We start from the raw sequence: 24,016 nt of genomic DNA on the forward strand, positions 1-24,016 counted from the left end.
CCCCTCACAGAAAGAACATCAAAGATCACGCCCGTGGAGAAGAGAAATGCTCATCCTTTTTAAGCCCCCCCAACAGTACACGCACACACCTTATACCTTCATAAGCAAACAAAGGAACGAATCCAATAGTGCCCAGAAACACCCCATTGTTCGAGATCACAAACCAGCGCCCCCCCATATGCTTTACTCCCACATGCGCCAACTCAACAACAGCTCCAACAACGCCACCCAACACCAGAAACTTCAATAAAAATACCCCACGCGATATCCATTTACCCCGCACCCTCATAAGCAAAACCAAGGACAGCGCCAGCAATGCAACAAACACCGCTCCTATCACTAAAAATTCCCACGATATATCAAAACGCTTCGCTCCCTTATAAGCAAAGCCAAGAACCACTACAGCAATGGTGCAAAACACCACAGCCTTGAAAAACACGCCCCACGATACAGTCCTACTGTTTGCTCCCACAACAATAAAACAAAGGACAGCTCCAGCAATGCAAGAAAGCTCCACCCCCTGCCAAAACACCTCCCACGTAATAGCCGGTCGCCCCGCATCTTCATAAGCAAAACCAAGGACCATGCCAACAACGCAGCAAAACGCCAGCCCCTTCAAAAACATGTCCCGCGCAAACACCATACGCCCCGCTCCTTCATCAATAAAAATCAGAGACCATGCCAAAAATGCAGCAAAAGATCAATCCTTTTCAAAGAATGAAAGCCTAAACCCCAAACGCCTTGCCCCACGATAAATAAGACCAAGGACAAGACCAAAGACAACGCCAAAAAGAATGTTAAACACCCACCTGTTTGAGAACCACACCCAAGTCAAACCAAAGTGCTCAGCTTGCTTATAAATAAAATCAATGACAGCAGCCAAAATGAAGCTCAACAACACCATCTTGAGGAACAAACCCTTCGTTACACCACGCCGCTGCATTACTTCATAACCCAACATAAGGAAAATACCGGGAATGCCATAAAACGCCATAGCTCGTAAAAATACGCCCCACGTCATCCCAAGAGCCTTCATTTCCACATAAACAGCCACAGAGACATAGGCCACAATACAGCTAAACACCAATCCCTTCAGAGACAAAAGCCCGCGCAACATCATGCCACTCCCCATCAAGCCATTCAAGGAAAATCCACCATGCGACAAAACACCTCTCTTTTCAAGGCTCTAAAGCCAAATCATAACAAGATGCTTTACACCTCTATAAACCAGCCCAATGACAAGACCCAAAAGGACATCAAAACTCCACGGGATTGAGAACCAAAGCCAGCGCCACCCCATGCGTTCAGCAACCGTATAAACAACAAGAGATCCCCGCCAATAAAGTCCCCAAACCCCATCCTCTTAAAAAAATTTATGCCTTTCATGATCCCTCAAATACCTCTTATCCCACATAAATAGAAATAAAGCCCCCAAGAGGCAGAAAAACATCAACCATGGCAAAAAAACAAAACCCTGCGACATCAATTCCCCCACAGCAATAAAATCAGAAAGAATGCCCATCATGCAACAAAACGCCCATCCTTTAAAGAAGCAGAACCACAAAGACAACAACCACAATGCAGAAAAATACCAATCCCTTCAGAGACAAAAGCCCGCGCAACATCATGCCACTCCCCATCAAGCCATTCAAGGAAAATCCACCATGCGCAAAACACCCCTCTTTTCAAGAGCCAAATCCATGGGGCTCCCACACACAAGCGCAACAGTCCAAGTCACCCCCAAGAGCGCATACCCACACGGCACACTCCAACACATGTCTTCCTCTCATCCCCCTCTTTTGCCTAGAGCAAGCAACATTTTTTAAAAACGAGAAGCAAAATTAAAATTTTTAAGGAGATGCTATGACCCATAAGCAGAAAAAAAATACGCAAACCTGCCCGCTTGATCATCAAAATCAAGGAAAGCACATTGGTCATTTAAAGACGCAAGAAATCCCTGTTGAAACGCGTAATCCTTATTTTAAACCCAATCATCCAGAAAGTTCCAGCAACCCGAGCACTATCAATGCCATTGCCAATGCACAAAGCCATCCCATTGCCCTTTTATATGCGAAAGGACATCTCAGCAAAGCCCAATATAAAGCGGCAGAACGTTTTTATTTTTACTGGCGTCAAAGCCAAGCCGATCTCCACATGAGCCTTGACTACACCCGTGAAAAGGTTTCCTGTAGCCAAGGGTACACACACCCTATTGAACGTCAAATAGAAGCATCCAATCATTTAAGAACAATCAAAGTTCAACTGGGTATTCTTGGCTATTCACTGCTTGAACGCGTTATCGGCTATGGACAAGCGATAAAAGAATTAAGTTCTTCAAAACGCAAACAAAACTCCCTTGCCGATCATTTACGAGATTGTTTAGACTTGCTCGCATTTCATTGGGGATATGCAAACCATAAACATTTTGAATAATCCCCCTCCTCGCCATTTTAAGCGGCCTCCCATGTTGCCCCCGCCCCCTCTAAAGAAACCTCCCCCACACGGGCTCAACCATTGAGCAGCTCTCGCCCCCATTTTAATTACCTTGCCCCCCACACCCAAAAGGACAATACTTCACCCCCCACACATACTTAAGATACAGCCCACACTCTTAAAAACAAAAAGCCTTCCCCCATATCAGTCCTATAATCATGAGGGGCTCTTAATTCGTTTTTGATTGAAGAATATTCTCAAGATGCTTGCATGCATCATAATATTTTTAAATATAGTTTAATTAATATCGAGTCTTAAAACAAATATTCAATTGAAAAAAGTATTAAGTTTTAATGCAAAATGACAAATTTTTTTGTAAAAATTATTTTTTATATTGCTATTTTTTCAATTCTCTGCTAACTATAATATGGTAGGTTCTTTAAGTATGATTTTTTTGTATTTAGTACGGCCTTTTAAATTTATTCTTTTTTGACACGTCCTGCGAGTCAATGTTAAAATTCTCCTGCTTTTTGGTCCTCTGATTGCGACGGAGGACTTTTTTTTATGACTGTACTTTTTATAACTGTATTGTCTTAAATCACTTCCTTATGAGCTTTGTGATAATTCCTCCATAAGGTTTACCCGCAAAATAGATCATTCTTTTGTCAAATTGACTTGCGTTCCATTCTTAAAGAACACAGATTCTTAACTCAATCTGATTTACAAACAGCTTGGATACACTTCCCTCTTGGCTTCTATTCAGGTTTTTCCGCTAAACTCAAGGCGCAACAGAAGCTTGCTTCATATCACCAAACCTCAAATGACCGTGTTTTACGGCATAACAGAATGACTTAACTATTGGATAACTTTCTTTATCGCCCCCCAACAGGTTGATGTATCACGACAACATATTGATTTATAATCATCATATCCCGTTATCCATATTAAAACCCGTTATCCATATAAAATTAAGAGACGCAGATATCATAGGGATTCTCTCATTTTAAATTTATTTCATGTTGCATCAATCAACACCTTGTCTTTTCCACATTACAAACATGAGAGACATATGAAATAACGCACTTCAAAGATTTCAAAGATAAAGAATCAAAATGCCTCTTATGAACACGCTCAAGAGCCAAAGGCTGTCATCATATGAGGCGCGAATAGTATGATAATGTGCTGGCTTTTCCTTATGAGAATTTAAAGAAAGGCTTATCCACTTCACAAGAGATTTCTCCATTATCAGATTTACCAATATCCCCAATCACCAATATAATTGTGATAATAAGATCACATAATGTTTTTAAACAAGTAGGTAAATGTGCAACACAAATATATTCTATTTAGAATATTCTGTTTTATGTGAGTCGCGTAAACTCCCATTAAAAAACAAAATCCCCCATTAAAAACAAAATCCCTATGAGAAAAAATCTAAAGCGTGAAGATAAAAACATGAGACAAGTGTGATTCCATTCAGATATTGCTCTTTAACCGTCAAACCGAATAAAAATAGATCCGGAAAATATGTTAATCTTCCTACCTTAAGAGATAAACTGAGAATATAGACAACATCTCTCCTAACATTCCCCTTTTTCTAGCATCGCTTAAGAATCAAAAGTTATACAGCTTATTTTGTCATATTATAAAGCACTGTTTTTTAAGGCGGTATTGAAGCAGTTAAAACAATTGAAGTGTTTAGCCAACGCCATCGCCATTAGCAAAGCTAAAAAAACAAACTGTTGAAAAGCCGTGCATATCTTGTGTAAACACAAAAAAAACAAGAAAAAGGCACAAAAATATCTCAATTTTTATAAAAATACATCAGCGTCTTTTACGATTGTATTGACGAACAACCCTTATCACATAATCATCTTAAATATTGAGAATAAAGAATGAATAGCCCTCGCAAATACAGCAACCTATCAATAAAAATATAAAAACAAATCTTTTTGTTATCTCTGTTTCTTATGGAATATGCCTTTCCCTATGGATGCACTTTAGCCTCCAAAGAGTGCATTCAATCCATGGAAAGGATGCACTCCAGCCCTTAAAGAGTGCATCCTTCCCCTCAACGGAAACTGCCGAACCCTCATAAAGGCAGTATCCAATCTATAAGAGGATGCACTCCGCGCCTTAAAAAAGAGTGCATCCTTCCCCTCAACGGAAACTGCCAAACCCTCATAAGGCAGTATCCAATCCATAAGAGGATGCACTCTAGCCCTCAAAAGAGTGCATCCTTCCCCTCAACGGATACCGCCTCAACCCTCATGAGGCAGTATCCAATCTATAAGAGGATGCACTCTAACCCTCAAAAAGAGTGCATCCTTCCCCTCAACGGAAACTGCCGAACCCTCATAAGGCAGTATCCAATCCATAAGAGGATGCACCCTAGCCCTCAAAAAGAGTGCATCCTTCCCCTCAACGGAAACTGCCAAACCCTCATAAGGCAGTATCCAATCCATAAGAGGAGATGCACTCTAGCCCTCAAAAAGAGTGCATCCTTCCCCTCAACGGATACCGCCAAACCCTCATAAAGGCAGTATCCAATCTATAGAGGATGCACTCTAGCCCTCAAAAAGAGTGCATCCTTCCCCTCAACGGAAACTGCCAAACCCTCATAAGGCAGTATCCAATCCATAAGAGGAGATGCACTCTAGCCCTCAAAAAGAGTGCATCCTTCCCCTCAACGGATACCGCCAAACCCTCATAAAGGCAGTATCCAATCTATAGAGGATGCACTCTAGCCCTCAAAAAGAGTGCATCCTTCCCCTCAACGGAAACTGCCAAACCCTCATAAGGCAGTATCCAATCCATAAGAGGAGATGCACTCTAGCCCTCAAAAAGAGTGCATCCTTCCCCTCAACGGATACCGCCAAACCCTCATAAAGGCAGTATCCAATCTATAGAGGATGCACTCTAGCCCTCAAAAAGAGTGCATCCTTCCCCTCAACGGAAACTGCCAAACCCTCATGAGGCAGTATCCAATCCATAAGAGGATGCACTCTAGCCCTCAAAAGAGTGCATCCTTCCCCTCAACGGAGACCGCCTCAACCCTCATGAGGCAGTATCCAATCCATAAGAGGATGCACTCTAGCCCTCAAAAGAGTGCATCCTTCCCCTCAACGGAAACTGCCGAACCCTCATAGAGGCAGTATCCAATCCATAAGAGGATGCACTCTAGCCCTCAAAAAGAGTGCATCCTTCCCCTCAACGAATACCGCCAAACCCTCACAATAAAGCAGTGTCCAATCCATGAGAGGATGCACTCTGCCTTCAAAAGAGTGCATCCTTCCCCTCAACGAATACCGCCAAACCCTCACAATAAAGCAGTATCCAATCCATAAGAGGATGCACTCTAGCCCTCAAAAAGAGTGCATCCTTCCCCTCAACGGATACCGCCAAACCCTCACAATAAAGCAGTATCCAATCCATGAGAGGATGCACTCCGCGCCTTAAAAAAGAGTGCATCCTTCCCCTCAACGGAAACTGCCGAACCCTCATAAAGGCAGTATCCAATCCATAAGAGGATGCACTCTAGCCCTCAAAAGAGTGCATCCTTCCCCTCAACGGAAACTGCCAAACCCTCATAAGGCAGTATCCAATCCATAAGAGGATGCACTCTAGCCTTCAAAAGAGTGCATCCTTCCCTTCAAGGGTTTTACTCAATTTTCATCGCATCTCATTTTTATGAACCCTCATTTTTATGAATCCTTGGTCAAAGGCACAAAAAGAAATTTTCTAGCAACTATTGTATCACCCACCTTATGGGATTCCACTTACCTACAGAGCTTTCAAACTTTTTTACGCCTTCATAAAATCGAATCTGAAAGAATTCATTAAGGCAATTAAGAGTAAATTTTGTCAAAATATAGACAAAGTTTATTCTTTTTTGTGATTGTTGTATTTTTACTATAGTTATTTAAATCGAATTTATATATGATACGTATCGATATTTATTTATCGAAATAAATATAGGAGAAAAACTATGAATATCAGATATTTTTTCATAGCTGGGGCTATTACAAGTGGTTTAGCTCTCGCGATTCAAAAATCTGATCGTATAGTCAATAAACAACCCTCTCCTATTGTTGCTCCTTATACTATTGAGAAAACAAATTTACAGTTTGTTAAACAAGTAAGGGACACATCGGATACATTGAATATACTGAGAGTCAGTAATAGAAGCGCATCAGAACAAGCATCAATCAACGATATATACGATAAAGCAGAAAATTTATTGAATGCAATAGCTGGTTTTTTAGGATCACTTATTATATATTTCGTACAACTTGTTGCTACTAGAATATAAGATACAAAAAGTTCTTAAAGTAAGGTTATATACATTTTGTATATATTGTAAAATTTAAATAAAAAGGCCCTTTATAAAATGGGGCCTTTTTTAGTTTAATTTTTCCTTTGTTTTAGTTTAGTTTTTATTGTGTTTTTATTTTTATTGGCCAAATATCATCGCCTTCAAAAGTGCCATTTTTACTTGTCTCACATCTCAAATGACAAAGGCTCTAACTCCCTAGCTTCGCTCCCATAGCGCTTTCGTTAATAAGGATCCGCAATCTTCTTGTTCTTCCCAAAAATTCTTCTGTTTTCAAGAAAATGACCATGCATCCCCTACGTCATCGGATTGGCTTACAGATCTCCATGAAGCAGACTGAAAAACACAAAAACACCATAACTTTTTATATCAATATCACCATACTGAAACACTGTTGAAGCTTAACAAGCGCTGCTTCATTGGCAAGGACTTCTTAAAAAGACAAAAAATACCTCAAAGGCAAAAGAGCTTAACACTGCTCAAAAATGCCATTTTTTGCCTTCCTCTCACCTCAAATGACAAAGGCTCTACCCCCGGCTCTACCCCCTAGCTTCCCTCCCATAGCACTTTAGTCAATAGAGCTTCCCCATAGCGCCTTTAGTCAATGGAGCTTCCCCTCATACCGCTTAAATAAGGCGCTTGAATAAGCAATGATTTATGAGCATTTTCTAACAAAACAACAGAACAGTCTTAAAGAAGAGAGTAGAATTTATAATTGATTTTTCTCCCCTATTCTTGAGGATCAAGCCATTTCCAGTCTATTTTTTAAAATCTTGGCTATTATTCTTGATTTTTCGAGCCCTTTATTTTGCTCTGGTAAGAAAGGTGTGAAAGCGTCTCAATCATGGCGCTTTCACATCTTTTAAATAAAAGTGCTTTTCTTCAACAGGAGAGTACAACACTAATCAATTTTTATATCCATAAATGCGATTTTACCATCTTTAATATAAGTAATATCAGGAGCATGTTTTACCCCCTCTGCTTCAAACACGAACTGTTCATCACTCACCCCTTCAAACCCTTGTTCCCTTAATTCTTGTTTTTTCTCCTCGACTATTTTTTTATGAAAATCTCGTTTTTGATTACACGTATTAGGGGATCTCACTCTGAAAAGCTGATAGTCCATGGCTATGGACCACTTCTCAGCAACCCGTTCCAGTAGATCGTAACTGAACTTTCCTTCCCTTTTCACTTCTTGAGCGATCACCATCGCGCGTTCCAAATGGACTTTTTCAATGGTTTCATCAAAGCCAAGCTTCTCCCCTGCCGTAAAACTTTCATCATAAGAAGCTAAAGTCTCAACATCGCCAAGTAAGGCAAGAGCAGCAAGATGCAGCAAAGCATAAGGTGCAAGCTCTATGTCTCCATCCGTTGCCCATGATAAAGAATCTTTTTCCCAAGGGGGAATACCATATTGAGAGCGAAACATTTCATGCAAAGAATCATCTTCCATTGTCCATTTTAAAGTTGTATCGAGTGCTTTCTTTAAAAGCTGAGCGCTCACTTTTTCTTCAAAAATTTCCAATCCATTGGGTACAAAATTCATAAATACCGTTGGCACAACCCCAGAATTATGAGGATTAATCGTCTGACAAGCCGCCGCAAAAATACCGCTCATAATTAAAAGTCCGCGATCAAAAGGCGAAAACTCTTCCACTCGTTTCTCGTTATAAAGAAACTGCACTTCGCGATCTGGTAAAAAGAGGGTTGCCAAATAATCTCCCTTTCCCTCGATTTCCACCGACCACCCCAAGCTTTTTAAAAGCGCTGTTGCACTTTCTATCGTGAGAATTTCATCATCATCATAACCGACAAAGGGTTCTTTTTCCTTTTCCTTTAGTTGCAAACGCCTCTCCTGCAGCACGGCTTCATCTTTCCAAAACTGCTGCGTTGCAAGATCATTTTCTTGAAGCACTCTTTCCAGCTCGCCTTTCACTTGGAAATTCATTTTCATCCGTTTAAAGACAGAGGTATAAAGAGCTAAAACAAGCATGATAATGATCATGCAAATAACAATAAATACCCAGAACTCGGGATCTAATAGAAATACGGCTATAGGATCACTGTTCATTTTTCCCCTCTCAGTCTTTAAAAAAGCCCGTGCGACAGAGAGCTTATGTGCTCTCGCACAGAGATTGCTTCTTCTAGTTTCTGAATATTTTTTCGCAACTCACCCGTCACTTTGGTGCGAAGCCGTAACATAACCGGAATCAAGAAAAGTGCACAAACCGTTATGATGTCCGTTGTTTTAAAGAGAACGGCATGCACAACATATTGCCACCCTGTCAGCTGCCAATTCAATACACCTGGTATTTCTAGAACCATTTTCCACATGATAATGAGAACAGCAATAGCAAAGATAATTTTATAATCCTTTGCTGAAAGCAACGCTTGCTGGAGCGAAAAAGAATGCACTCCTTTATGCGTTTCTTGCTCTGATGCCCAATTTTGCTCCTTCATGTATTCCCCTCTCTCTTTGAAAAGACCCGTGTGACAGAGAGCTTATTTGCTATCACACAGAGATTGCCTCTTCTCGTTTCTGGATTTTTTTCCAATTTACGCATTATGATGATGCAAAACCCAAATACCACCGGAATAAAGAAAAGTACACAGACCATTATGGTTTGCGTCATAATAAAAATTATAATATTCCTGCTACCTTGCCACCCTCTTACCTTCCTCACATTGCAAACAATAAAGATTTTCAAACCACGCCAATCTGTAAACAATAGTCACAATTCAGCTTTTTCTTCCCAAAAATTCTCCTATTTTCAAGAAAATGACCCTGCAGCCCCACTTCAATAGGATTCATTTCAAAGCTTGAATGAACAAGGCTCCTAAAAATACGAAAACAACCCATATACCGCGCGCCCCTACAAGCAAAACCGTTCCTTCCTCACGCCTCAAACGATAAAGTAAGTCCCAAGCACTCACTCTAGGCTCTAAACCCCAAGGGCTCTTATTCCCTTTTATCAACACTGATCCATAATCGGCTTTTCTTTCACTCAATGCCACCCTCAACACTGCTCCTTAGAGCAATGTTTACGGACACCTCATGAAAGAGCACCAAAAAATATCAGAGGCAAAATGGTATAGAGAGCAATCCCTATAAAGGCTGAATCTCTCATAATTTCTTCATTATTTTTTCCCTCTCATGACTTCTCAAGCGCTGTATCCTGTTTCTTGCAAGACGTTTTTCAGTTCTTTTCTTAAACAGCGATACGTTCTCACCTGCTTAAAGACACCATAATAAAGTTGTAAAATCATCATAGGAATACAAGCAAACCACAGTGTCACGAACAGAAGCACGAGACCGAATATTGTAACAAGAATATCACTCCATTTTTCTCTATCGTCTTTTTTATACCAATCCTTTTGATCGGTTATTTTACCCCGTTGCTTGTTTATTTCTTTCAATTTTTGAGTATTTTTTCTCAACAAAAGCCACAATGTTATGCAGAGTATCAACATAACTGGGAACAAGACCCAAACACACACTATAATAACTTTCCAAAAAGCATACAGAGAGAGAAAAAGAGGTGTATCCCACCACTCTGTCCGTTCCCCATTGCTACCCAAGGATGGGAGAAAGAAAATCCTGTTCCACAACTCAATAATGAGGGAGAGGAAACAAATGACAACACGCTCTTTCTCAGAAAAAATACTTTTTTCGAAAAAATGGCGCAGTCCATTATAAAATGCTGAATTTTTCCCCTTCATTGCTCTTCCTTTTTTTATGAAAAATGCATTTCTTTATCTCATGCCCGCTTTTTTAAGAACCACGAAAAGTGCGATGCATGGCGCTTCCCTTGTTTTCAACAAAAAACCCCAATTTTCTAAAAGCGCGGTTACTCTTCCCAATGATTAAGAGCATCCTCCTCATTACAAACCTGATAGGCTTCTTTATCCCCTTTGCCTGATGATTTTCCAACCATCCCCTCTTCTTGTGTCACGAGAGCTTCTAAACGTTGCCTCTCCCCCCTCACAATAGCTACAAAAGCGCCTTGTCACTCTCTTTATCTTACGCGTTTTAGTAGCCGTCTCATTCTACGATACTTTCTCACCTGCTTAAAGACACCATAATAAAGTTGTAAAATCCCCACGGGAATAGCAGCAAACCACACTGTCACGAACACAAGCACGAAACTGAATATTGTAACAAGAATATCGTCCATTTTCCACTTCACACTTTCTTTATATCGATCCTTTTGATCGGTTATTTTACCCCGTTGCTGATCTATTCCTTTCAATTTCCGAATATTTTTTACCAACAAACGCCGCAATATGAAGCAGAGTATAAACATAACTGGGAACAAGACCCAAACACACACTGTAATAACTTTCCAAAACGCATACAGAGAGAGAAAAAGAGGTGTATCCTGCCACCCTGTCAAGTTCTCTTGGCTACCCAAAGATGAGAGAAAGAAAATCCTGTTCCATAGCTCAATAATGAGTGAGAGAAAACAAATGACAACATGCTCTTGCACAGAAAAATAATCTTTCTCGAAAAAATGGCGCAGTCCATTATAAAATGCTGAATTTTTCCCCTTCATTGCTCTTCCTTTTTTATGAAAAATGCATTTCTTTATCTCATGCCCGCTTTTTTAAGAACCACGAAAAGTACGATGCATGGCGCTTCCCTTGTTTTCAACAAAAAACCCCAATTTTCTAAAAGCGTGGTTGCTCTTCCCAATGATTAAGAGCATCCTCCTCATTACAAACCTGATAGGCTTCTTTATCCTCTTTGCCTGATGATTTTCCAACCATCCCCTCTTCTTGTGTCACGAGAGCTTCTAAACATTGCCTCTTACCCCTCACGATAGCTACAAAAGCGCCTTGTCACTCTCTTTATCTTACGCGTTTTAATTCCCGTTTCACTCTACAATAGGTTCTCACGCGCTTGAAAACAAAATAATAAAATTCTAAAATGAGCATGACAACACCCGCAGGAAAAAAGACGTTTAGCAGAAATATCAACCAAAAGTATACGATAAAAAAACAGATTATTTTTTCTCTATTGTTTTTTACTGGATTATTTTGTTGATCGATTGTGTGACCCCGTTGCTGGATAGCCTCTTCTAACTGCTGAATCTTTTTTTTCAACAAATACATTAAGATGAGATAAAGCACCAATAAAACAGGCATCAAGGCAACAACAACAACCATGATGACTTCACGCAGCACAAAGAGCGCCAAAAGAGTGCTATCCTGTGATACACTCAACGGCCACTTGGCTTCTAATGGAATCAAAAGAGCTTTATAACCTATCCCAACAAGGATAGAAATAAAACAAATAATCATATGATCTTTATAAGAACGAAATGATTTTCCAAAAAAAAGAGAGCACCGTTTGTTATAAAATGTGGAATTTTCCCCCTTCATTTGCTCTTCCCTTTTATGCAACTGTTTGTCCCTAACTTTTATAAGGACACGCATAATCTCTCAAGCACAATTGCATCCATTATGGTCAAACAGAATACCTCAGAGAATACTCGTATTGCATATTCATGTTGCCAATATTTTTGCCAATTCACGTGCTTGTTTTAAAGAAATCTCTCAACACTTCCAAACCAACGCGCATCACCCCATTTCATGAACATCCCCCATGAAAGGGATAACAATAGCGCTCCCATGAATATATCCCCTTACTATAAACTCTATCACTACCATTGTTTCAATAAAAAATGTAATCCGGCACCATTCATATACGCCCCCTGCGGCCTCTACAATAGCCTTACCCTCCCTTGCAACAAGCCACGCCATAACTCGTTCCTCAACACGGACAACCCCATTAGCCTAAGGCTCCTACGACAACCCCACCCCGTGCCCCAAAAACAGGCATATCTAGCCTCTACGGATAGCCTTTATCCCTTGAAAAGACAGAAGCATTTTTATTCTTTTCTCAATTGTTTTCGGACCCCCCACTTAAGACATGAAAAAAGGAACTTCCATTGATTTGCAAATGATCGCGCAATAAGAGCATTTGAAATGAGAAAATCTTACAACTTTCTTATTCCAATTAAAAAGGATCAATGATCATTCAAAATATGACGATACATTCCATTTTTCATTGGGGATCTTGCAAGCCAATAGCTTAGAATATATTCATCAAAGCGCTTCTAAGACAGAGAGACAGCCGCAATTCTTGAGATCAAGCATTTTAATATTAATGAAAGCACTAACATTCCCTTGCAAATTTGAGGTGTTGTTTTGTCAACAATCTTGTTAGCATGGATTGATTCTATAACTATGCGATATCAGCACAATTGCTCTTTATAAACAGCATTGATACGCGCCATTTTACTCACACTTCTTTATAAGCCTTGCGTTATAGGCTTGTGGGGAAAAGATAAAGGAGAATCCTGTTGAATATAGCAATTATTTTGGGGTCTGTGCGTCAACCTTCCTTAACAAGAACTTTAGCCAATTATTTAGCGGATTGCCTCATAAAGCGGGGTGCATCACTTCAGTGGGTTGATTTGCGTGAACAGCCCTTGCCGATGACAGATCCAGATTATCATCAGCAGGTAGAGGCTAATCCAAGTGCTGCGGTCCGTGAGTTTGTCAAAACCATTGCCGCGGCTGATGGCGTTATTCTAGCAAGCCCTGTTTATCAAGGATCTTATTCGGGTGTTTTAAAAAATGCTCTTGATAATTTGAGCTATAATGCCTTTTTAAATAAACCTGTTGGGCTTATCTCTCATGGGAGTACGGCCAAAAAATGCGCACAACCGTGTGAGCATTTAGTGCCGGTGGTACACACGCTTTATGGTTATACACTCCAATGTCAAATCGCCTCTTCCAACGAAGATTTTTCCTCAGATGATGAAGGTCGTACTTGGAAAGTTACAAGTGAAGAGGTACAAACACGTTGTGAAAGACTTGCTGATGAAATGTACACATTTTTAAAGCAAAGAGGTGGGATTTAAAGCAATAAGGGAGGGGGCATGAAAAAAAGGATGCGCACTATCGTTATTTAGTGGTAGGGGGCACAGGGATGCTTGCCCCTTTGTATCAATCACTAGAGCCGCAAAAAGTGATTATTGCTGCACGCTTTCTTTCCCATAAAGTCCAGCTTGAGGCATTGCACAACAAACAGTTGTGCGTGTCGTTGGATTATGATTGTGCGGCATCAAAGGCGCAATTTTTAGAAGCTGTGAAGCAATGGCATGATCTAAAATATTGCATATTATGGATTCATTCGCCCGCCTATGCATTTTCTTGCGCATTAATTGAGCAGTTGGCTCTTTTGCCTAAACCGCCATGTATTCTTCATATTTTTGGTTCCAACACGCATGATCAAATGATCCTCGAGTGCGCGCACAAAAACAAGGTTGATTTTATCCCCATTCAATTAGGACAAAAAACAACGCCCAAAGGTTTACGATGGCTGACCCATAAGGAGATAAGCCAACAGGTACTGGATGCCATAAAAAACCATATGAATAAACAAAACTTATGATCAATACCTCTGCTTTGCAAAGAAGCAGTGCCCCTTCAATCTCTATCCATACCCGAACACCCTCTTAAATAACTCATACTCTCTTACATCATAGGCTTTGAGAACGAACAATCCCCCTCCCTTACGCCTCTAAACAGCATGCCTATATCAACAGCTTCAAAACCAAACGTTTTTCTAACCCTTCTCACACGGGCTTATCCCCCTCTCACAACCATCACGGCTCTTGACCAACCACACACCTTTTTACAGTTCCACGTTTTTACGATTTTGCAAATTCACAGAAAACAAGCAAACTGCCGATAAACCGCCCCATTAAAGCCTATCACCAGCCTATCATCAGCCTATTACAAACCTATCATCAGCCTATTCATTGCCATTAGTCCTTTCCCCCAGAGATCAGCGTAAAATGAGAAAAACAATCGATGCCCTCCTCCCAAGCCGTGAAGAAATGGCATGATCTAAAACTTACGCCTCCCCCATGACACGAGCACTACATGCGCTTTTTCAGCGCTGCGTTTAATTGTTTGGTAACCTTGTAATAAGAGATCAAACGCTTGATAAAGAAATATACAGTGCCACACGCGCACTTTATTTTCCTTATCTTTTCAACACCATTCCACACACACTTCCCTTTTCCCCCAACGCCCTCCATTACCCCAATTCCCCAATCCCCCATTTCAATTTTGACGCATTGCACAATCCAACCTTTACGCCTCCATTGGCACCTTTTCTCCCCATATCCTCCCCACAACCATCACAGCTCTTGAGCAACCACACACCCTTTTACAGTTCCACGTTTTTACGATTTTGCAAATTCACAGAAAATAACAAACTTCCGATAAACCGCCCCATTAAAGCCTATTACAAGCCTATACAAGCCTATTCATTGCCACATCAGCCCTTTTCCCCCAATCCCCCATTCCCACATTCCAATTTTGACACATTTCACAATCCAACCTTTACGCCTCTCCATTGGCACCTTTTCTCCCCAACCGCCCCACAACCCTCACGGCTCTTAACCAATCACACACCATTTTACAGTTTCACGCTTTTACGATTTTGCAAATTCACAGAAAACAAGCAAACTGCCGATAAACCGCCCCATTAAAGCCTATCATCAGCCTATTACAAGCCTATACAAGCCTATTCATTGCCATCAACCCTTTTCCCCCAACGCCCTCCATTACCCCAATTCCCCATTACCCCATTCCAATTTTGACGCATTGCACAATCCAACCATTACGCCTCCATTGGCACCTTTTCTCCCCATATCCTCCCCACAACCCTCACGGCTCTTGAGCAACCACACGCCTTTTTGCAGTTTCACGTTTTTACGATTTTGCAAATTCACAGAAAACAACAAAACTTCCGATAAACCGCCCCATTAAAGCCTATACAAGCCTATTACAAACCTATCATCAGCCTATTCATTGCCAACAGCCCTTTTCCCCCAGAGATCAGCGTAAAATGAGAAAAACAATCGATGCCCTCTCCCCAAGCCGTGAAGCAATGGCATGATCTAAAACTTATGCCTCCCCCATGACACGAGCACTACATGCGCTTTTTCAGCGCTGCGTTTAATTGTTTGGTAACCTTGTAATACGAGATCAAACGCTTGATAAAAGAAATATACAGTGCCACAATGGGTATTGTTAAGAAAAAATCAAAAAAACCCCCCAGCAGAATGATCAAAATCACCGTCCAAAATACCGCTATTTCGTAATGCATTTTATCCCCTTCCCTTTATAAATTGATTGATTGGGTTGCTTCAGTCACTTCTTCCAACTGCTGAATCTTCTTTTTCAATCGATGAGTTAAAATTTCACGAAGGATCACAACAACAGGGATCGTTGCAAAAATACATACCGATAAAAAAAACCAGAAAAGCAAGAGAATGGCAAAATATTCAAATCTGCTCTCATCTACCTTAGCAGCTATCCCTTTAGAGAAAATCACATAGACATAAGCTTTGAAAAACATAATGATGAAAGAAAGGCATGCGTGGAGGATATAATCTTTGCGTGAAAAAGCGAGCCATTTTTTTAACGAATAGAAACTTATCTGTGTTTCTAGTGTTAAGTTTTGCGGCACTCTCTCTTTTTCTTTTCCGCTTTTTTCAAAGAAACAAAAACGCTGTGGATGTTCTTTCATCAAACCTCTTTGTTTTTTCACTCTGTAATAGAGCCTCAAACGCTTGATTAAAGAATAATAAGGCGCCACAATAATCATATTCACAAAAATGGCAAAAACTGTAACTGCATTTAGAAGAAAATATTCAACTGGCAGAAACAAAATAAAAAACGCGATCTCACCCCTCATGCGTATAACCTCATTGATTAATCTCTTGCTGCTTTATTTTTTCTTTTAGTTTTTTCTTTATTTTTTCCAATTTACGCTCTTTAAAACGACAAATGCCCCACAAAATAGGAAGGGGTGTGAGAAGACAAAACCATATCAACACTGGTAAGAGAAAAATAAGAGAACCAATTCCTTCCCATCTTGTCCATTGCAACGGCTGTACCAGAGACTTTGCACCCGCAGGAACTTCTAAAGCCATCATGATAAGGCATGTACAAAACATGATGAAAAAGCGGTGCCCTATTATTTTACACCGTCCCACCCCTTTGCGCCTTTCCACTGAAGACACCATAAATTTTCTAAATGAAAAGAAAGACTCTTCAAATGTTGCTTTTTTCTCCTGCATTGTTCCCCTCTGCTTTTACGCTTCGCGCTTTTTACGCATTATTTTTAGGTTTAAGCTCTTTTTAACTTATCTAAACTCTTTATTTTTCTCAATAAATTTTTTCATCAATCCTAATTTCTACATCCATATATTCTAACTCCCCATCCTTTATGTAAAGAATATCGGGACGATAGTTTTTTCCATCAACCTCACAAATCGCGTCCTTTTCGTAAACAAAATATCCCTGTTGCCTTAATTCTTCTCTTTTTTCCTCGATCAATTTTTCATAAGAATCTCTTCTTCTATTGCACAAATTGGGATCTGAGGCTCTAAAACATTCATAGCTTTCTACCTCCATGGAAAAATCCTTTGCCGCCTGTTGAAGCAAATCGTAACTGGGTTGCTTTGTCTTTTCTACCGCCTGAGCAATCACCATTGCGCGTTCCAGATGCTCCTCTTCGATACTTGTTTCAAAGCCCAGCTTCTCACCTTCCATAAAGCTTTTGTGATAAGAGTGTAAGGTTTCAACATCGCCCATCAAAGCCAGAGCCGCAAGATAACGCAGGGAATAAGAAGCCAACCGAGGGACCACCGTTTTGTTTTCCCAAGGCAGGATTCTATATTGAGAGTGAAGCATCTTGCCAAGATCAACCTCAGTCATTGCCTCATCTAAAGCTTTCTCGAGTGCACGACGTAAACATCCAACGCTTACCTTTTCTTCAAAAATTTCCAACCCCTTCACATCAAAACTCAATTCAAGAGCAATCAAGCCTCCAGAATTATAAGGGTCTATCGTTTGGCAAGCCGCCGCATGGATACCAGAAACCACCGCAATTGCACAATCAAATCGCGGATACCCCTTCTCAGCATTATAAAGAAACTGCACTTCACGATCTGGTAAATAATAGGTGGCCAAATGATCTCCTTTTCCTTCAATTTCCACCTTCCACCCCAAACTCTTTAAAAGCGCCGTTGCACTTTCCATCGTTAAGATTTCCTCATCAGAAAGAGAAAACTCTTTTTCCTCAGATAACAGCTTAATCATCGGCATTTCCCCACTAGACGGCTCAAAAACGACAGGTTGTTCAAGCACGCGGCTTAATTCTTTTGTCACTTGGCAATACAGCCTCACCCGCTTGAAAGTAGAGTAATACAATGCCCAAATAAACATCATGACCACGGCAGAAAGCAGCGTGAAAAGCGTCAAGCCCACACCCCACGAGAGTACAACAATAATATCCATCATTTTAATATCTATCATTTTCTCCGCCCCTTCATGCGCTGTTTTGTTGAGAAGCGGTTTTTCTCCGCTTCCAGATTGCTTGCTCCAACATATCGATCTTTTCTTTCAACAGAACCGTGAAAATGATACGAACCACAAAGGCAACAGGGATGAACAAAAAAATAAACCATGATATAAGCTCCATAATTAACGAGAGAGCTGCCACGACATCCCCTTCCCACTCCGCCAACTTCCACCCAAGCAACATGGGTACGAAGCGAAGAGCCATTCTTAAAGCTGCCACAATGAAAGCAATACAAAAGATGACTTTATAATTTTTGCGTGTCAGAAACGCTTCTTCAAGCGCAAAAGTCCGTGGTTCTTTATCCAATGGTGAATTTTTTCCATTGCCCCTCATTTTTTATCCCTCATTTGTTTCAATTTTCAAGCCATTTTCATGAACCGAAGCTTTCGTCCTCACAATGAATGAGGGTTCATCAATATCAAGCGCTTGTATCCCTCATCTTTTATAAAGACAATATCAAGGGTGCATTTTTTTCCATCACCTTCAAACATCGCACGAATAGAAGGTCTCTCCTACAACGCATGAGAATATATAAAGACCAGTATTCATTTTCTGCCCGCCCTTCACGCGCTGTTTTGTTGAGAAGCGGTTTTTCTTCGCTGCCAGATTTCTTGATCCAACATATCGATCTTTTTTTTCAACAAACGCGTAAAGATGATACGGACCACAAAGGCAACAGGAATGAGTACAAAAATTAAATCTAATATAACCTGCACGATGCAAAAGAGAACTGTTATGACATCCCCTTCCCACCCCGCCAACTTCCACTCAAGCCACATTGGTATGAAGAGAGCCGTTCTTAAAGCTGCCACAATGAAAGCAATGCAAAAGATGACTTTATAATTTTTGCTTGTCAAAAACGCTTCTTCCAGCGAAAAAGACCGTAATTCTTCATCCAATGATGCATTTTTTCCATTGCCCCTCATTTTTTATCCCTCATTTGTTTCAATTTCTAAGCCATTTTCATGAACCGAAGCTTTCGTCCTCACAATGAATGAGAGCTCATCAATATCAAGCGTTTGTATCCCTCATCTTTTATAAAGACAATATCAGGGGTGCATTTTTTTCATCAACTTCAAACATCGCACGAATAGAAGGTCTCTCCTACAACGCATGAGAATATATAAAGACCAGTATTCATTTTCTGCCCTCCCTTCACACGCTGTTTTGTTGGTAAGCCGTTTTTCTTCGCTGCCAGATTTCTTGATCCAACTTATCAATCTTTTTTTTCAACAAACGCGTAAAGATGATACGGACCACAAAGGCAACAGGAATGAGCACAAAAAGAAGCATTGATATAAAAACCAATATTAATGTTAAAATGAACAGGATATAATTCCACCACCCTGTCAAATCCCACTTAAAAAACATAAAGAATGCCATTATAAAAGCTGACACAATGAAAGCAATGCAAAAGATGACTTTATAATTTTTGCGTGTCAAAAACGCTTCTTCCAGCGAAAAAGACCGTAACTCTTCATCCAATGGTGCATTTTTTCCATTGCCCCTCATTTTTTACCCCTCATTTGTCTCAATTTTTAAGCCATTTTCATGAACCGAAGCTTTCGTCCTCACAATGAATGAGGGTTCATCAATATCAAGCGCTTGTATCCCTCATTTTTTATAAAGACAATATCAGGGGTGCTTTTTTTTCATCAACTTCAAACATCATGTTTTCATCACTCACAGTGTACCCCCTATTATCTTAAGGCTTCTCTTTTCTCCTCGATCAAATTTTCATAAAAATATCTTCTTCTATTGCACAAATTTGGGTCTCTGACTCTAAAATTCTAAGTGCTCTTTTTATTTTCAGGAAGATAAGCTGCTTTCCAAAGAAGAAGCAAACGAGTGCAAGAAAATCGTAACGAGGTTGCTTTGTCTTTATGACGATTTAAATCATCAACAAAACCGGCCCAAATTGATTTTTTCGATATTTTTTTCAAAACCCAAACTTTCATCTTCCATAAAGCTTTTATGAGAAAGCTGCCAAATGTTAACATCACCAAGCAATGTCAAAACCACAAGGGTGTGCAAGTAAAGAAGAAGCCACTTGAGAGATAGAACAATTTCCTTTCCCCAAGGTGGTGCCCCCATATTGAAAGCCCAAGCACGCAGACAAGATCAACCTCAGTCCCAGATCAACCTCATTCATTGCCCTCATCAAAAACTTCCTCAAGTACACAGCATAAATGCCTTACGCTTACCTCTTCCTCAAGAAATTTCAATCCCTTTGCCTTAAAATCCACCCCTTTGCCTCAATGCCTCGTTGTCAATCTGGCCCCCCAAAATGATAAAGCCCTAAAATGATAAGGATTAATCATTTGGCAAGCCGCCGCATGAATACCAGCGCCTCTCACAATTCCATAACCAAATTGCACAAAACCTTTTTCATCCAGAGAGAGAAACTGTCCTTCACGGTCTCGTAAATAAATAACGGTCTCGTAAATAAATAGATGTCCCTCTTTTCTTTCAATTTTCCCCCTCCACCCCAAGCTCTTTAAAAGCACTGTTACACTTTCTATGGAGCAAAACGTGTGCTTTTGGCTCACCTTCTCTATGCGTCTTGCCTCTCCACCTGCAAGAAAATGGGCTTTTTTTCCCCAAACACCAGAATATCTTTTGCTTTAAGTATAGATTTTTCGCTCTCAATATCGCTTGGTAAAACACATTTTTATGCTTGATAAAAAGAAAATAAGTTACAAGATTTTCTCTCTTTAAGAGAACAGAAACAGCAAGTAAAGTCCAAGAGCAGCCCCTCTTCACTTTCCCCTCAGCACTCAAGCAAGAATCCTACTCAAGCAAGAGCCTCAATTCTTTTCAAAACACGACACAAATATAAAAAGGCATAAAACGAGAAGTGTCCCCCATGCTCCTTAATGAACAAGTCAAAGGCAAGGCTCAATAAAAGCCCTCTTCACTTTCCTCTCAGCACTCAAGCAAGAGCACCAACTCAAGCAAGAGCCTCAATTCTTTAAAAAAACACGACACAAATATAAAAAGGCATAAAACGAGAAGTGCACCCCATGCTCCTTAATGAACAAGTCAAAAGCAAGGCTCAACAAAAGCCTCTCTTCACTTTTTCCCCTCGCTCATTTTCCCCTCGCTCACTTTCCCTCGCTCACTTTTCCCTCGCTCACTTTTCCCTCACTCACTTTTCCTTCACTCACATCGTATAATATGACGGGAGCTCCTTTCTGCTCAACCTCTTCTTCTAATTGCCGTATCATTTTGTTCAACTGACGGGTCACGATAAAACGCATAATAAAAACAATCGGTAAGAATAAAAAAGTACAGGCAAGCAGCCATGCCAGTGGCTCGAATACGACAAGAGAAACAAAGTCCTGCCCTCTCCATATCTTAACGACAACAGTTATAACTATTGGAGCAGTCGCCATGACCGTAGAAAGATAGAATATTTTTTTATAGTCTTGCCAAACAAGAGAAAGCTGCTTTTTATCAAACATTCTGCTGCTTTTTATTTTGGGGAGTTCTGTTTTAAGGCAATATCGCGTTCATTCAACACGCATTTCAGTTCCTTTTTCACGCGACAATAAAGCCTCGCACGCTTGATAAACAGGTAATAAATGACAACGATTGGCGCCCATATTAAAACACCTAAGAGCGTAAAACACAGGAAAGAAATGGCTATTAATGTTATAAGACTACTCGTCATTTTGTCCCCCTTCCACATTCTGCATACGCATTGCCTGATCGCGTTGTTGTATCGCTTCTTCCAATTGTTGAAGTATTTTGTTCAATTTTCTCGTTAACTTTATGCACATGATCCCAATGATCGGAAAAAAGAGAAGAACCCCTAACCATATAAGGCTCAACAGCTGCATGATAAAGGCAACATTATCATTTTTCCACCATACAAAATTTGCGATAGAGAAAGCAGATTGCAAAACAGAAAAGAGAATAAGGATAAAAAAGATTATTTTACATTCTTTTGAATAAAAAGGCAGAGATTCTTTGAAGTTAAGAAAGCGCATTTTCGCATCAAGGGTCTTATGGGCGAGATTGTGTCTTTTCATTTCTCCCCGATCATTGCGCAATTGTTGTATGGCTTGCTTTTGTTGCGTCGTACTCTTTTTCAAGCCTTGAGCGAGTTTAAAAGATAGCCTGATATATTTGATCAACAGGTAAGGAAACCTGACCATAACCATAACCATTAAAATGGCAATGATAATGAACCCTAAAAAAACCAAATGCTGCATCATAATGCTCCCTTTTTTTCCCTATCGCATTGATGTGAAATCATCATTTTTATTTTCTTCTCAAGCAAATGTTTCTAATTCCTTTACTGTTTCTTGCACGCCATACTGAAGAAAACTATGGAGAATTAAAATGACAGGTAAAGAAACAACAATACATGTCCAGACCCAAAACAGCAGTCGCATGACAAAATCAATAATGTGAAGCACTATCATAGGCACGTAATTGTGCAAAAAAACCGCAGATTTTGGAAGAAAAGCTGAAAAAACGACAACACCTGTGCTAAGTGCAACCATAACGAAGGCGATAGAAAAGATCATAAAATAATCTTTTTTTGAGAGAAGCAAAGATTCTTGAAAAGAAAAGGCACGCAACTGTGTTGTAAGAACTGTCCTCTGTCCTCTACCCTCTACCTGATTATGCCCTAAATTCTGCGCTGCACCCTTTTTTAATTTTCGCTGCGTCACCAATAACAAGATTGTCCGTTTTATCAACGAATAATAAAGTGCAACGATTGTCACCACGGTAGAAAGGAATACCATAAAAATTGCAGAACAAATAAAAATTGTCGTCCCTACGGCAGTCAACATTCCAATGATTAAAGAAGCGGTCACTTTCCCCCCCTATTGTCTTCTGTTAAGAGATTGGTTGTCTAGCTGTTGCTGCTCTGGCAAGGTTTCCCATTGTAGCATCATTTCCTTCACATCCCGTTTAAATACGGCGTTAAAGACAAAAAAGAGCGGACAAAAACCAAAAAGAACGCCAAAAATCATTTGCGGTAAGAGACATAAAAAAGCCCAAACACTATTCCACCCCGCATCAAGAACATGCTGAATTATAGGATTTTGGAAAGGGTGTTTAAGACTTTCCTGAAGTCTTTCCTGAAGACTTTCTTGTTTCATTTGTCCCAGTGCTTGGAACTGTTCCTTGGATATAACGTGAAAAAATTCCAAAGGGGTCATATAGGCAGACGCGGAAAAAAGCACCAACAAGAGGATAGCCAAACAACAAATGATGATATAATCGCCTGTTGAAAGCATCATCCATTTTTTGAAAGTTGCCGATTGATCCAACACTGGCTGCGATACAAAAGCCTTATCTCCCTTATGGGCAGATTGGTGTTGTGATTTATCTTCGATCATACGGATACTCCCCCACTTCTAAAATTCCCACTCTTCAATATTTGATAGCACGCCACCAGCGCGGTAAATTCGCTTAGCACCCTTCTCAGAGTAATGCAAGCACTATAAATCCCCTCTACGTATTTTATTCATTTGCCCTATACGCGCTTATACATGAAGCACTATACGTGAGGCACTTACAAGCCACCCCCCCTATCCCCAAGGTGGTGCCCCCATCTTGAAAGCCAAGCACGCGGCCAAGATCAACCTCAGTCCCAGATCAAACCTCAGTCATTGCCTCATCTAAAGCTTTCTCAAGCACACGACGTAAACGCCCTACGCTTACCTCTTCCTCAAAAAATTTCCAATCCCTTTGCCTTAAAATCCACCCCTTTGCCTCAAAGCCTCGTTGTCAATCTGGCCCCCCCCAAAATGATAAAGCCCCAAAATGATAAGGATTAA

Annotated in this window: 32 protein-coding genes; 4 read left to right on the forward strand and 28 right to left on the reverse strand. The window is 40.3% G+C overall.

Going from position 1 to position 24,016, the window contains the following annotated elements; all coding sequences use genetic code 11:
* Positions 1-25: 25 nt before the first annotated feature.
* From ACFIKX_RS08640 to ACFIKX_RS08650, 3 genes are all read right to left on the reverse strand, one after another.
* A complete protein-coding gene (locus ACFIKX_RS08640; protein WP_375654124.1) occupies positions 26-643 on the reverse strand; it encodes a hypothetical protein in 618 nt (205 codons plus the stop codon).
* A 57-nt stretch (positions 644-700) separates the two neighbouring features.
* Positions 701-1,165 carry a hypothetical protein gene (locus tag ACFIKX_RS08645; RefSeq protein ID WP_375627728.1) on the reverse strand — a complete coding sequence of 155 codons (465 nt, stop codon included), beginning with the start codon at positions 1,163-1,165 and terminating at the stop codon, positions 701-703.
* 356 nt (positions 1,166-1,521) lie between these two features.
* On the reverse strand, positions 1,522-1,689 hold the full coding sequence (locus ACFIKX_RS08650) for a hypothetical protein (protein WP_375627729.1): 168 nt from the start codon (positions 1,687-1,689) through the stop codon (positions 1,522-1,524).
* A gap of 174 nt (positions 1,690-1,863) precedes the next feature.
* On the opposite strand from ACFIKX_RS08650, the gene ACFIKX_RS08655 reads away from it, so the two are divergent.
* Positions 1,864-2,433, forward strand: a complete 570-nt coding sequence (locus ACFIKX_RS08655) for a hypothetical protein (protein ID WP_375627730.1) — start codon at positions 1,864-1,866, stop codon at positions 2,431-2,433.
* Positions 2,434-4,433: 2,000 nt separating this feature from the next.
* Here the strand turns inward: ACFIKX_RS08655 and ACFIKX_RS08660 are convergent.
* The 4 genes from ACFIKX_RS08660 to ACFIKX_RS08675 form a co-directional block, all read right to left on the reverse strand.
* On the reverse strand, positions 4,434-4,661 hold the full coding sequence (locus tag ACFIKX_RS08660; RefSeq protein WP_375627731.1) for a hypothetical protein: 228 nt from the start codon (positions 4,659-4,661) through the stop codon (positions 4,434-4,436).
* 33 nt (positions 4,662-4,694) lie between these two features.
* Entirely contained in the window at positions 4,695-4,898 is a 204-nt protein-coding gene (locus ACFIKX_RS08665; protein ID WP_375627732.1) for a hypothetical protein, read from the reverse strand.
* 678 nt (positions 4,899-5,576) lie between these two features.
* A complete protein-coding gene (locus ACFIKX_RS08670; RefSeq protein WP_375661241.1) occupies positions 5,577-5,723 on the reverse strand; it encodes a hypothetical protein in 147 nt (48 codons plus the stop codon).
* Positions 5,710-5,904, reverse strand: coding sequence for a hypothetical protein (locus ACFIKX_RS08675; RefSeq protein WP_375661242.1), 195 nt, complete (start codon positions 5,902-5,904; stop codon positions 5,710-5,712). The genes ACFIKX_RS08670 and ACFIKX_RS08675 overlap by 14 nt, the downstream gene beginning before the upstream one ends.
* A 517-nt stretch (positions 5,905-6,421) precedes the next feature.
* Between ACFIKX_RS08675 and ACFIKX_RS08680 the strand changes: the two genes are divergently transcribed.
* The gene (locus ACFIKX_RS08680; protein ID WP_375613621.1) at positions 6,422-6,745 is read left to right on the forward strand and encodes a hypothetical protein; all 324 of its coding nucleotides are present in this window, start codon (positions 6,422-6,424) and stop codon (positions 6,743-6,745) included.
* A gap of 922 nt (positions 6,746-7,667) precedes the next feature.
* Here ACFIKX_RS08680 and ACFIKX_RS08685 read toward each other — a convergent pair.
* From ACFIKX_RS08685 to ACFIKX_RS08725, 9 genes are all read right to left on the reverse strand, one after another.
* Positions 7,668-8,837 (reverse strand): DUF6990 domain-containing protein, encoded by a 1,170-nt coding sequence (locus ACFIKX_RS08685; RefSeq protein ID WP_375627733.1) that lies wholly within the window; start codon positions 8,835-8,837, stop codon positions 7,668-7,670.
* Positions 8,838-8,854: 17 nt separating this feature from the next.
* Positions 8,855-9,226, reverse strand: a complete 372-nt coding sequence (locus tag ACFIKX_RS08690) for a hypothetical protein (protein WP_375627734.1) — start codon at positions 9,224-9,226, stop codon at positions 8,855-8,857.
* A gap of 348 nt (positions 9,227-9,574) precedes the next feature.
* Positions 9,575-9,781, reverse strand: coding sequence for a hypothetical protein (locus tag ACFIKX_RS08695; RefSeq protein WP_375627735.1), 207 nt, complete (start codon positions 9,779-9,781; stop codon positions 9,575-9,577).
* Positions 9,782-9,928: 147 nt separating this feature from the next.
* On the reverse strand, positions 9,929-10,486 hold the full coding sequence (locus ACFIKX_RS08700; protein WP_375627736.1) for a hypothetical protein: 558 nt from the start codon (positions 10,484-10,486) through the stop codon (positions 9,929-9,931).
* Between the two features lie 128 nt (positions 10,487-10,614).
* Positions 10,615-10,752: a hypothetical protein gene (locus ACFIKX_RS08705; RefSeq protein WP_375627737.1), complete on the reverse strand. Its 138-nt coding sequence runs from the start codon at positions 10,750-10,752 to the stop codon at positions 10,615-10,617.
* 30 nt (positions 10,753-10,782) lie between these two features.
* A complete protein-coding gene (locus tag ACFIKX_RS08710; protein ID WP_375627738.1) occupies positions 10,783-11,319 on the reverse strand; it encodes a hypothetical protein in 537 nt (178 codons plus the stop codon).
* Between the two features lie 115 nt (positions 11,320-11,434).
* The gene (locus tag ACFIKX_RS08715; protein WP_375621752.1) at positions 11,435-11,584 is read right to left on the reverse strand and encodes a hypothetical protein; all 150 of its coding nucleotides are present in this window, start codon (positions 11,582-11,584) and stop codon (positions 11,435-11,437) included.
* Between the two features lie 30 nt (positions 11,585-11,614).
* Positions 11,615-12,148: a hypothetical protein gene (locus ACFIKX_RS08720; RefSeq protein WP_375627739.1), complete on the reverse strand. Its 534-nt coding sequence runs from the start codon at positions 12,146-12,148 to the stop codon at positions 11,615-11,617.
* Between the two features lie 198 nt (positions 12,149-12,346).
* Entirely contained in the window at positions 12,347-12,529 is a 183-nt protein-coding gene (locus tag ACFIKX_RS08725) for a hypothetical protein (protein WP_375627740.1), read from the reverse strand.
* 602 nt (positions 12,530-13,131) lie between these two features.
* Between ACFIKX_RS08725 and ACFIKX_RS08730 the strand changes: the two genes are divergently transcribed.
* On the forward strand, positions 13,132-13,695 hold the full coding sequence (locus ACFIKX_RS08730; RefSeq protein ID WP_273790873.1) for an NADPH-dependent FMN reductase: 564 nt from the start codon (positions 13,132-13,134) through the stop codon (positions 13,693-13,695).
* A 68-nt stretch (positions 13,696-13,763) separates the two neighbouring features.
* Positions 13,764-14,228 (forward strand): short-chain dehydrogenase, encoded by a 465-nt coding sequence (locus ACFIKX_RS08735; RefSeq protein WP_375627741.1) that lies wholly within the window; start codon positions 13,764-13,766, stop codon positions 14,226-14,228.
* 1,743 nt (positions 14,229-15,971) lie between these two features.
* On the opposite strand, the gene ACFIKX_RS08740 is transcribed toward ACFIKX_RS08735, so the two are convergent.
* The 12 genes from ACFIKX_RS08740 to ACFIKX_RS08795 form a co-directional block, all read right to left on the reverse strand.
* Complete coding sequence (locus ACFIKX_RS08740) at positions 15,972-16,547, reverse strand: hypothetical protein (protein ID WP_375627742.1); 576 nt, start codon at positions 16,545-16,547, stop codon at positions 15,972-15,974.
* Positions 16,548-16,557: 10 nt separating this feature from the next.
* Entirely contained in the window at positions 16,558-16,932 is a 375-nt protein-coding gene (locus ACFIKX_RS08745; RefSeq protein ID WP_375627743.1) for a hypothetical protein, read from the reverse strand.
* Between the two features lie 88 nt (positions 16,933-17,020).
* Complete coding sequence (locus ACFIKX_RS08750; RefSeq protein ID WP_375627770.1) at positions 17,021-18,157, reverse strand: DUF6990 domain-containing protein; 1,137 nt, start codon at positions 18,155-18,157, stop codon at positions 17,021-17,023.
* Between the two features lie 28 nt (positions 18,158-18,185).
* A complete protein-coding gene (locus tag ACFIKX_RS08755; RefSeq protein WP_375627744.1) occupies positions 18,186-18,551 on the reverse strand; it encodes a hypothetical protein in 366 nt (121 codons plus the stop codon).
* Positions 18,552-18,781: 230 nt separating this feature from the next.
* Complete coding sequence (locus ACFIKX_RS08760) at positions 18,782-19,144, reverse strand: hypothetical protein (protein WP_375627745.1); 363 nt, start codon at positions 19,142-19,144, stop codon at positions 18,782-18,784.
* A gap of 229 nt (positions 19,145-19,373) precedes the next feature.
* Positions 19,374-19,730, reverse strand: a complete 357-nt coding sequence (locus ACFIKX_RS08765) for a hypothetical protein (protein ID WP_375627746.1) — start codon at positions 19,728-19,730, stop codon at positions 19,374-19,376.
* A 387-nt stretch (positions 19,731-20,117) separates the two neighbouring features.
* On the reverse strand, positions 20,118-20,312 hold the full coding sequence (locus ACFIKX_RS08770; RefSeq protein ID WP_375611618.1) for a hypothetical protein: 195 nt from the start codon (positions 20,310-20,312) through the stop codon (positions 20,118-20,120).
* Between the two features lie 161 nt (positions 20,313-20,473).
* Positions 20,474-20,725, reverse strand: a complete 252-nt coding sequence (locus ACFIKX_RS08775) for a hypothetical protein (protein WP_375611617.1) — start codon at positions 20,723-20,725, stop codon at positions 20,474-20,476.
* Between the two features lie 597 nt (positions 20,726-21,322).
* Positions 21,323-21,682, reverse strand: coding sequence for a hypothetical protein (locus tag ACFIKX_RS08780; protein ID WP_375627747.1), 360 nt, complete (start codon positions 21,680-21,682; stop codon positions 21,323-21,325).
* Positions 21,683-21,880: 198 nt separating this feature from the next.
* The gene (locus ACFIKX_RS08785) at positions 21,881-22,438 is read right to left on the reverse strand and encodes a hypothetical protein (protein WP_375627748.1); all 558 of its coding nucleotides are present in this window, start codon (positions 22,436-22,438) and stop codon (positions 21,881-21,883) included.
* A gap of 57 nt (positions 22,439-22,495) precedes the next feature.
* Positions 22,496-23,047 (reverse strand): hypothetical protein, encoded by a 552-nt coding sequence (locus tag ACFIKX_RS08790; RefSeq protein ID WP_375627749.1) that lies wholly within the window; start codon positions 23,045-23,047, stop codon positions 22,496-22,498.
* Positions 23,048-23,056: 9 nt separating this feature from the next.
* Entirely contained in the window at positions 23,057-23,575 is a 519-nt protein-coding gene (locus tag ACFIKX_RS08795) for a hypothetical protein (RefSeq protein WP_375627750.1), read from the reverse strand.
* Positions 23,576-24,016: the final 441 nt, after the last annotated feature.

Origin of the sequence: Bartonella sp. CM86QHHN (assembly GCF_042194695.1) — a bacterium.
GTDB lineage: Bacteria > Pseudomonadota > Alphaproteobacteria > Rhizobiales > Rhizobiaceae > Bartonella.

Excerpts from the sequence above, each read along its gene's own strand:
- ACFIKX_RS08640 (WP_375654124.1), bottom strand. The coding sequence starts at position 643 with ATGGTGTTTGCGCGGGACATGTTTTTGAAGGGGCTGGCGTTTTGCTGC.
- ACFIKX_RS08655 (WP_375627730.1), top strand. The coding sequence starts at position 1,864 with ATGACCCATAAGCAGAAAAAAAATACGCAAACCTGCCCGCTTGATCAT.
- ACFIKX_RS08665 (WP_375627732.1), bottom strand. The coding sequence starts at position 4,898 with ATGGATTGGATACTGCCTTATGAGGGTTTGGCAGTTTCCGTTGAGGGG.
- ACFIKX_RS08670 (WP_375661241.1), bottom strand. The coding sequence starts at position 5,723 with ATGCACTCTTTTGAAGGCAGAGTGCATCCTCTCATGGATTGGACACTG.
- ACFIKX_RS08675 (WP_375661242.1), bottom strand. The coding sequence starts at position 5,904 with ATGCACTCTTTTTTAAGGCGCGGAGTGCATCCTCTCATGGATTGGATA.
- ACFIKX_RS08680 (WP_375613621.1), top strand. The coding sequence starts at position 6,422 with ATGAATATCAGATATTTTTTCATAGCTGGGGCTATTACAAGTGGTTTA.
- ACFIKX_RS08685 (WP_375627733.1), bottom strand. The coding sequence starts at position 8,837 with ATGAACAGTGATCCTATAGCCGTATTTCTATTAGATCCCGAGTTCTGG.
- ACFIKX_RS08690 (WP_375627734.1), bottom strand. The coding sequence starts at position 9,226 with ATGAAGGAGCAAAATTGGGCATCAGAGCAAGAAACGCATAAAGGAGTG.
- ACFIKX_RS08700 (WP_375627736.1), bottom strand. The coding sequence starts at position 10,486 with ATGAAGGGGAAAAATTCAGCATTTTATAATGGACTGCGCCATTTTTTC.
- ACFIKX_RS08710 (WP_375627738.1), bottom strand. The coding sequence starts at position 11,319 with ATGAAGGGGAAAAATTCAGCATTTTATAATGGACTGCGCCATTTTTTC.
- ACFIKX_RS08720 (WP_375627739.1), bottom strand. The coding sequence starts at position 12,148 with ATGAAGGGGGAAAATTCCACATTTTATAACAAACGGTGCTCTCTTTTT.
- ACFIKX_RS08725 (WP_375627740.1), bottom strand. The coding sequence starts at position 12,529 with ATGGCGTGGCTTGTTGCAAGGGAGGGTAAGGCTATTGTAGAGGCCGCA.
- ACFIKX_RS08735 (WP_375627741.1), top strand. The coding sequence starts at position 13,764 with ATGCTTGCCCCTTTGTATCAATCACTAGAGCCGCAAAAAGTGATTATT.
- ACFIKX_RS08740 (WP_375627742.1), bottom strand. The coding sequence starts at position 16,547 with ATGAGGGGTGAGATCGCGTTTTTTATTTTGTTTCTGCCAGTTGAATAT.
- ACFIKX_RS08745 (WP_375627743.1), bottom strand. The coding sequence starts at position 16,932 with ATGCAGGAGAAAAAAGCAACATTTGAAGAGTCTTTCTTTTCATTTAGA.
- ACFIKX_RS08750 (WP_375627770.1), bottom strand. The coding sequence starts at position 18,157 with ATGATGGATATTATTGTTGTACTCTCGTGGGGTGTGGGCTTGACGCTT.
- ACFIKX_RS08755 (WP_375627744.1), bottom strand. The coding sequence starts at position 18,551 with ATGAGGGGCAATGGAAAAAATTCACCATTGGATAAAGAACCACGGACT.
- ACFIKX_RS08760 (WP_375627745.1), bottom strand. The coding sequence starts at position 19,144 with ATGAGGGGCAATGGAAAAAATGCATCATTGGATGAAGAATTACGGTCT.
- ACFIKX_RS08765 (WP_375627746.1), bottom strand. The coding sequence starts at position 19,730 with ATGAGGGGCAATGGAAAAAATGCACCATTGGATGAAGAGTTACGGTCT.
- ACFIKX_RS08770 (WP_375611618.1), bottom strand. The coding sequence starts at position 20,312 with ATGGGGGCACCACCTTGGGGAAAGGAAATTGTTCTATCTCTCAAGTGG.
- ACFIKX_RS08780 (WP_375627747.1), bottom strand. The coding sequence starts at position 21,682 with ATGTTTGATAAAAAGCAGCTTTCTCTTGTTTGGCAAGACTATAAAAAA.
- ACFIKX_RS08785 (WP_375627748.1), bottom strand. The coding sequence starts at position 22,438 with ATGATGCAGCATTTGGTTTTTTTAGGGTTCATTATCATTGCCATTTTA.
- ACFIKX_RS08795 (WP_375627750.1), bottom strand. The coding sequence starts at position 23,575 with ATGATCGAAGATAAATCACAACACCAATCTGCCCATAAGGGAGATAAG.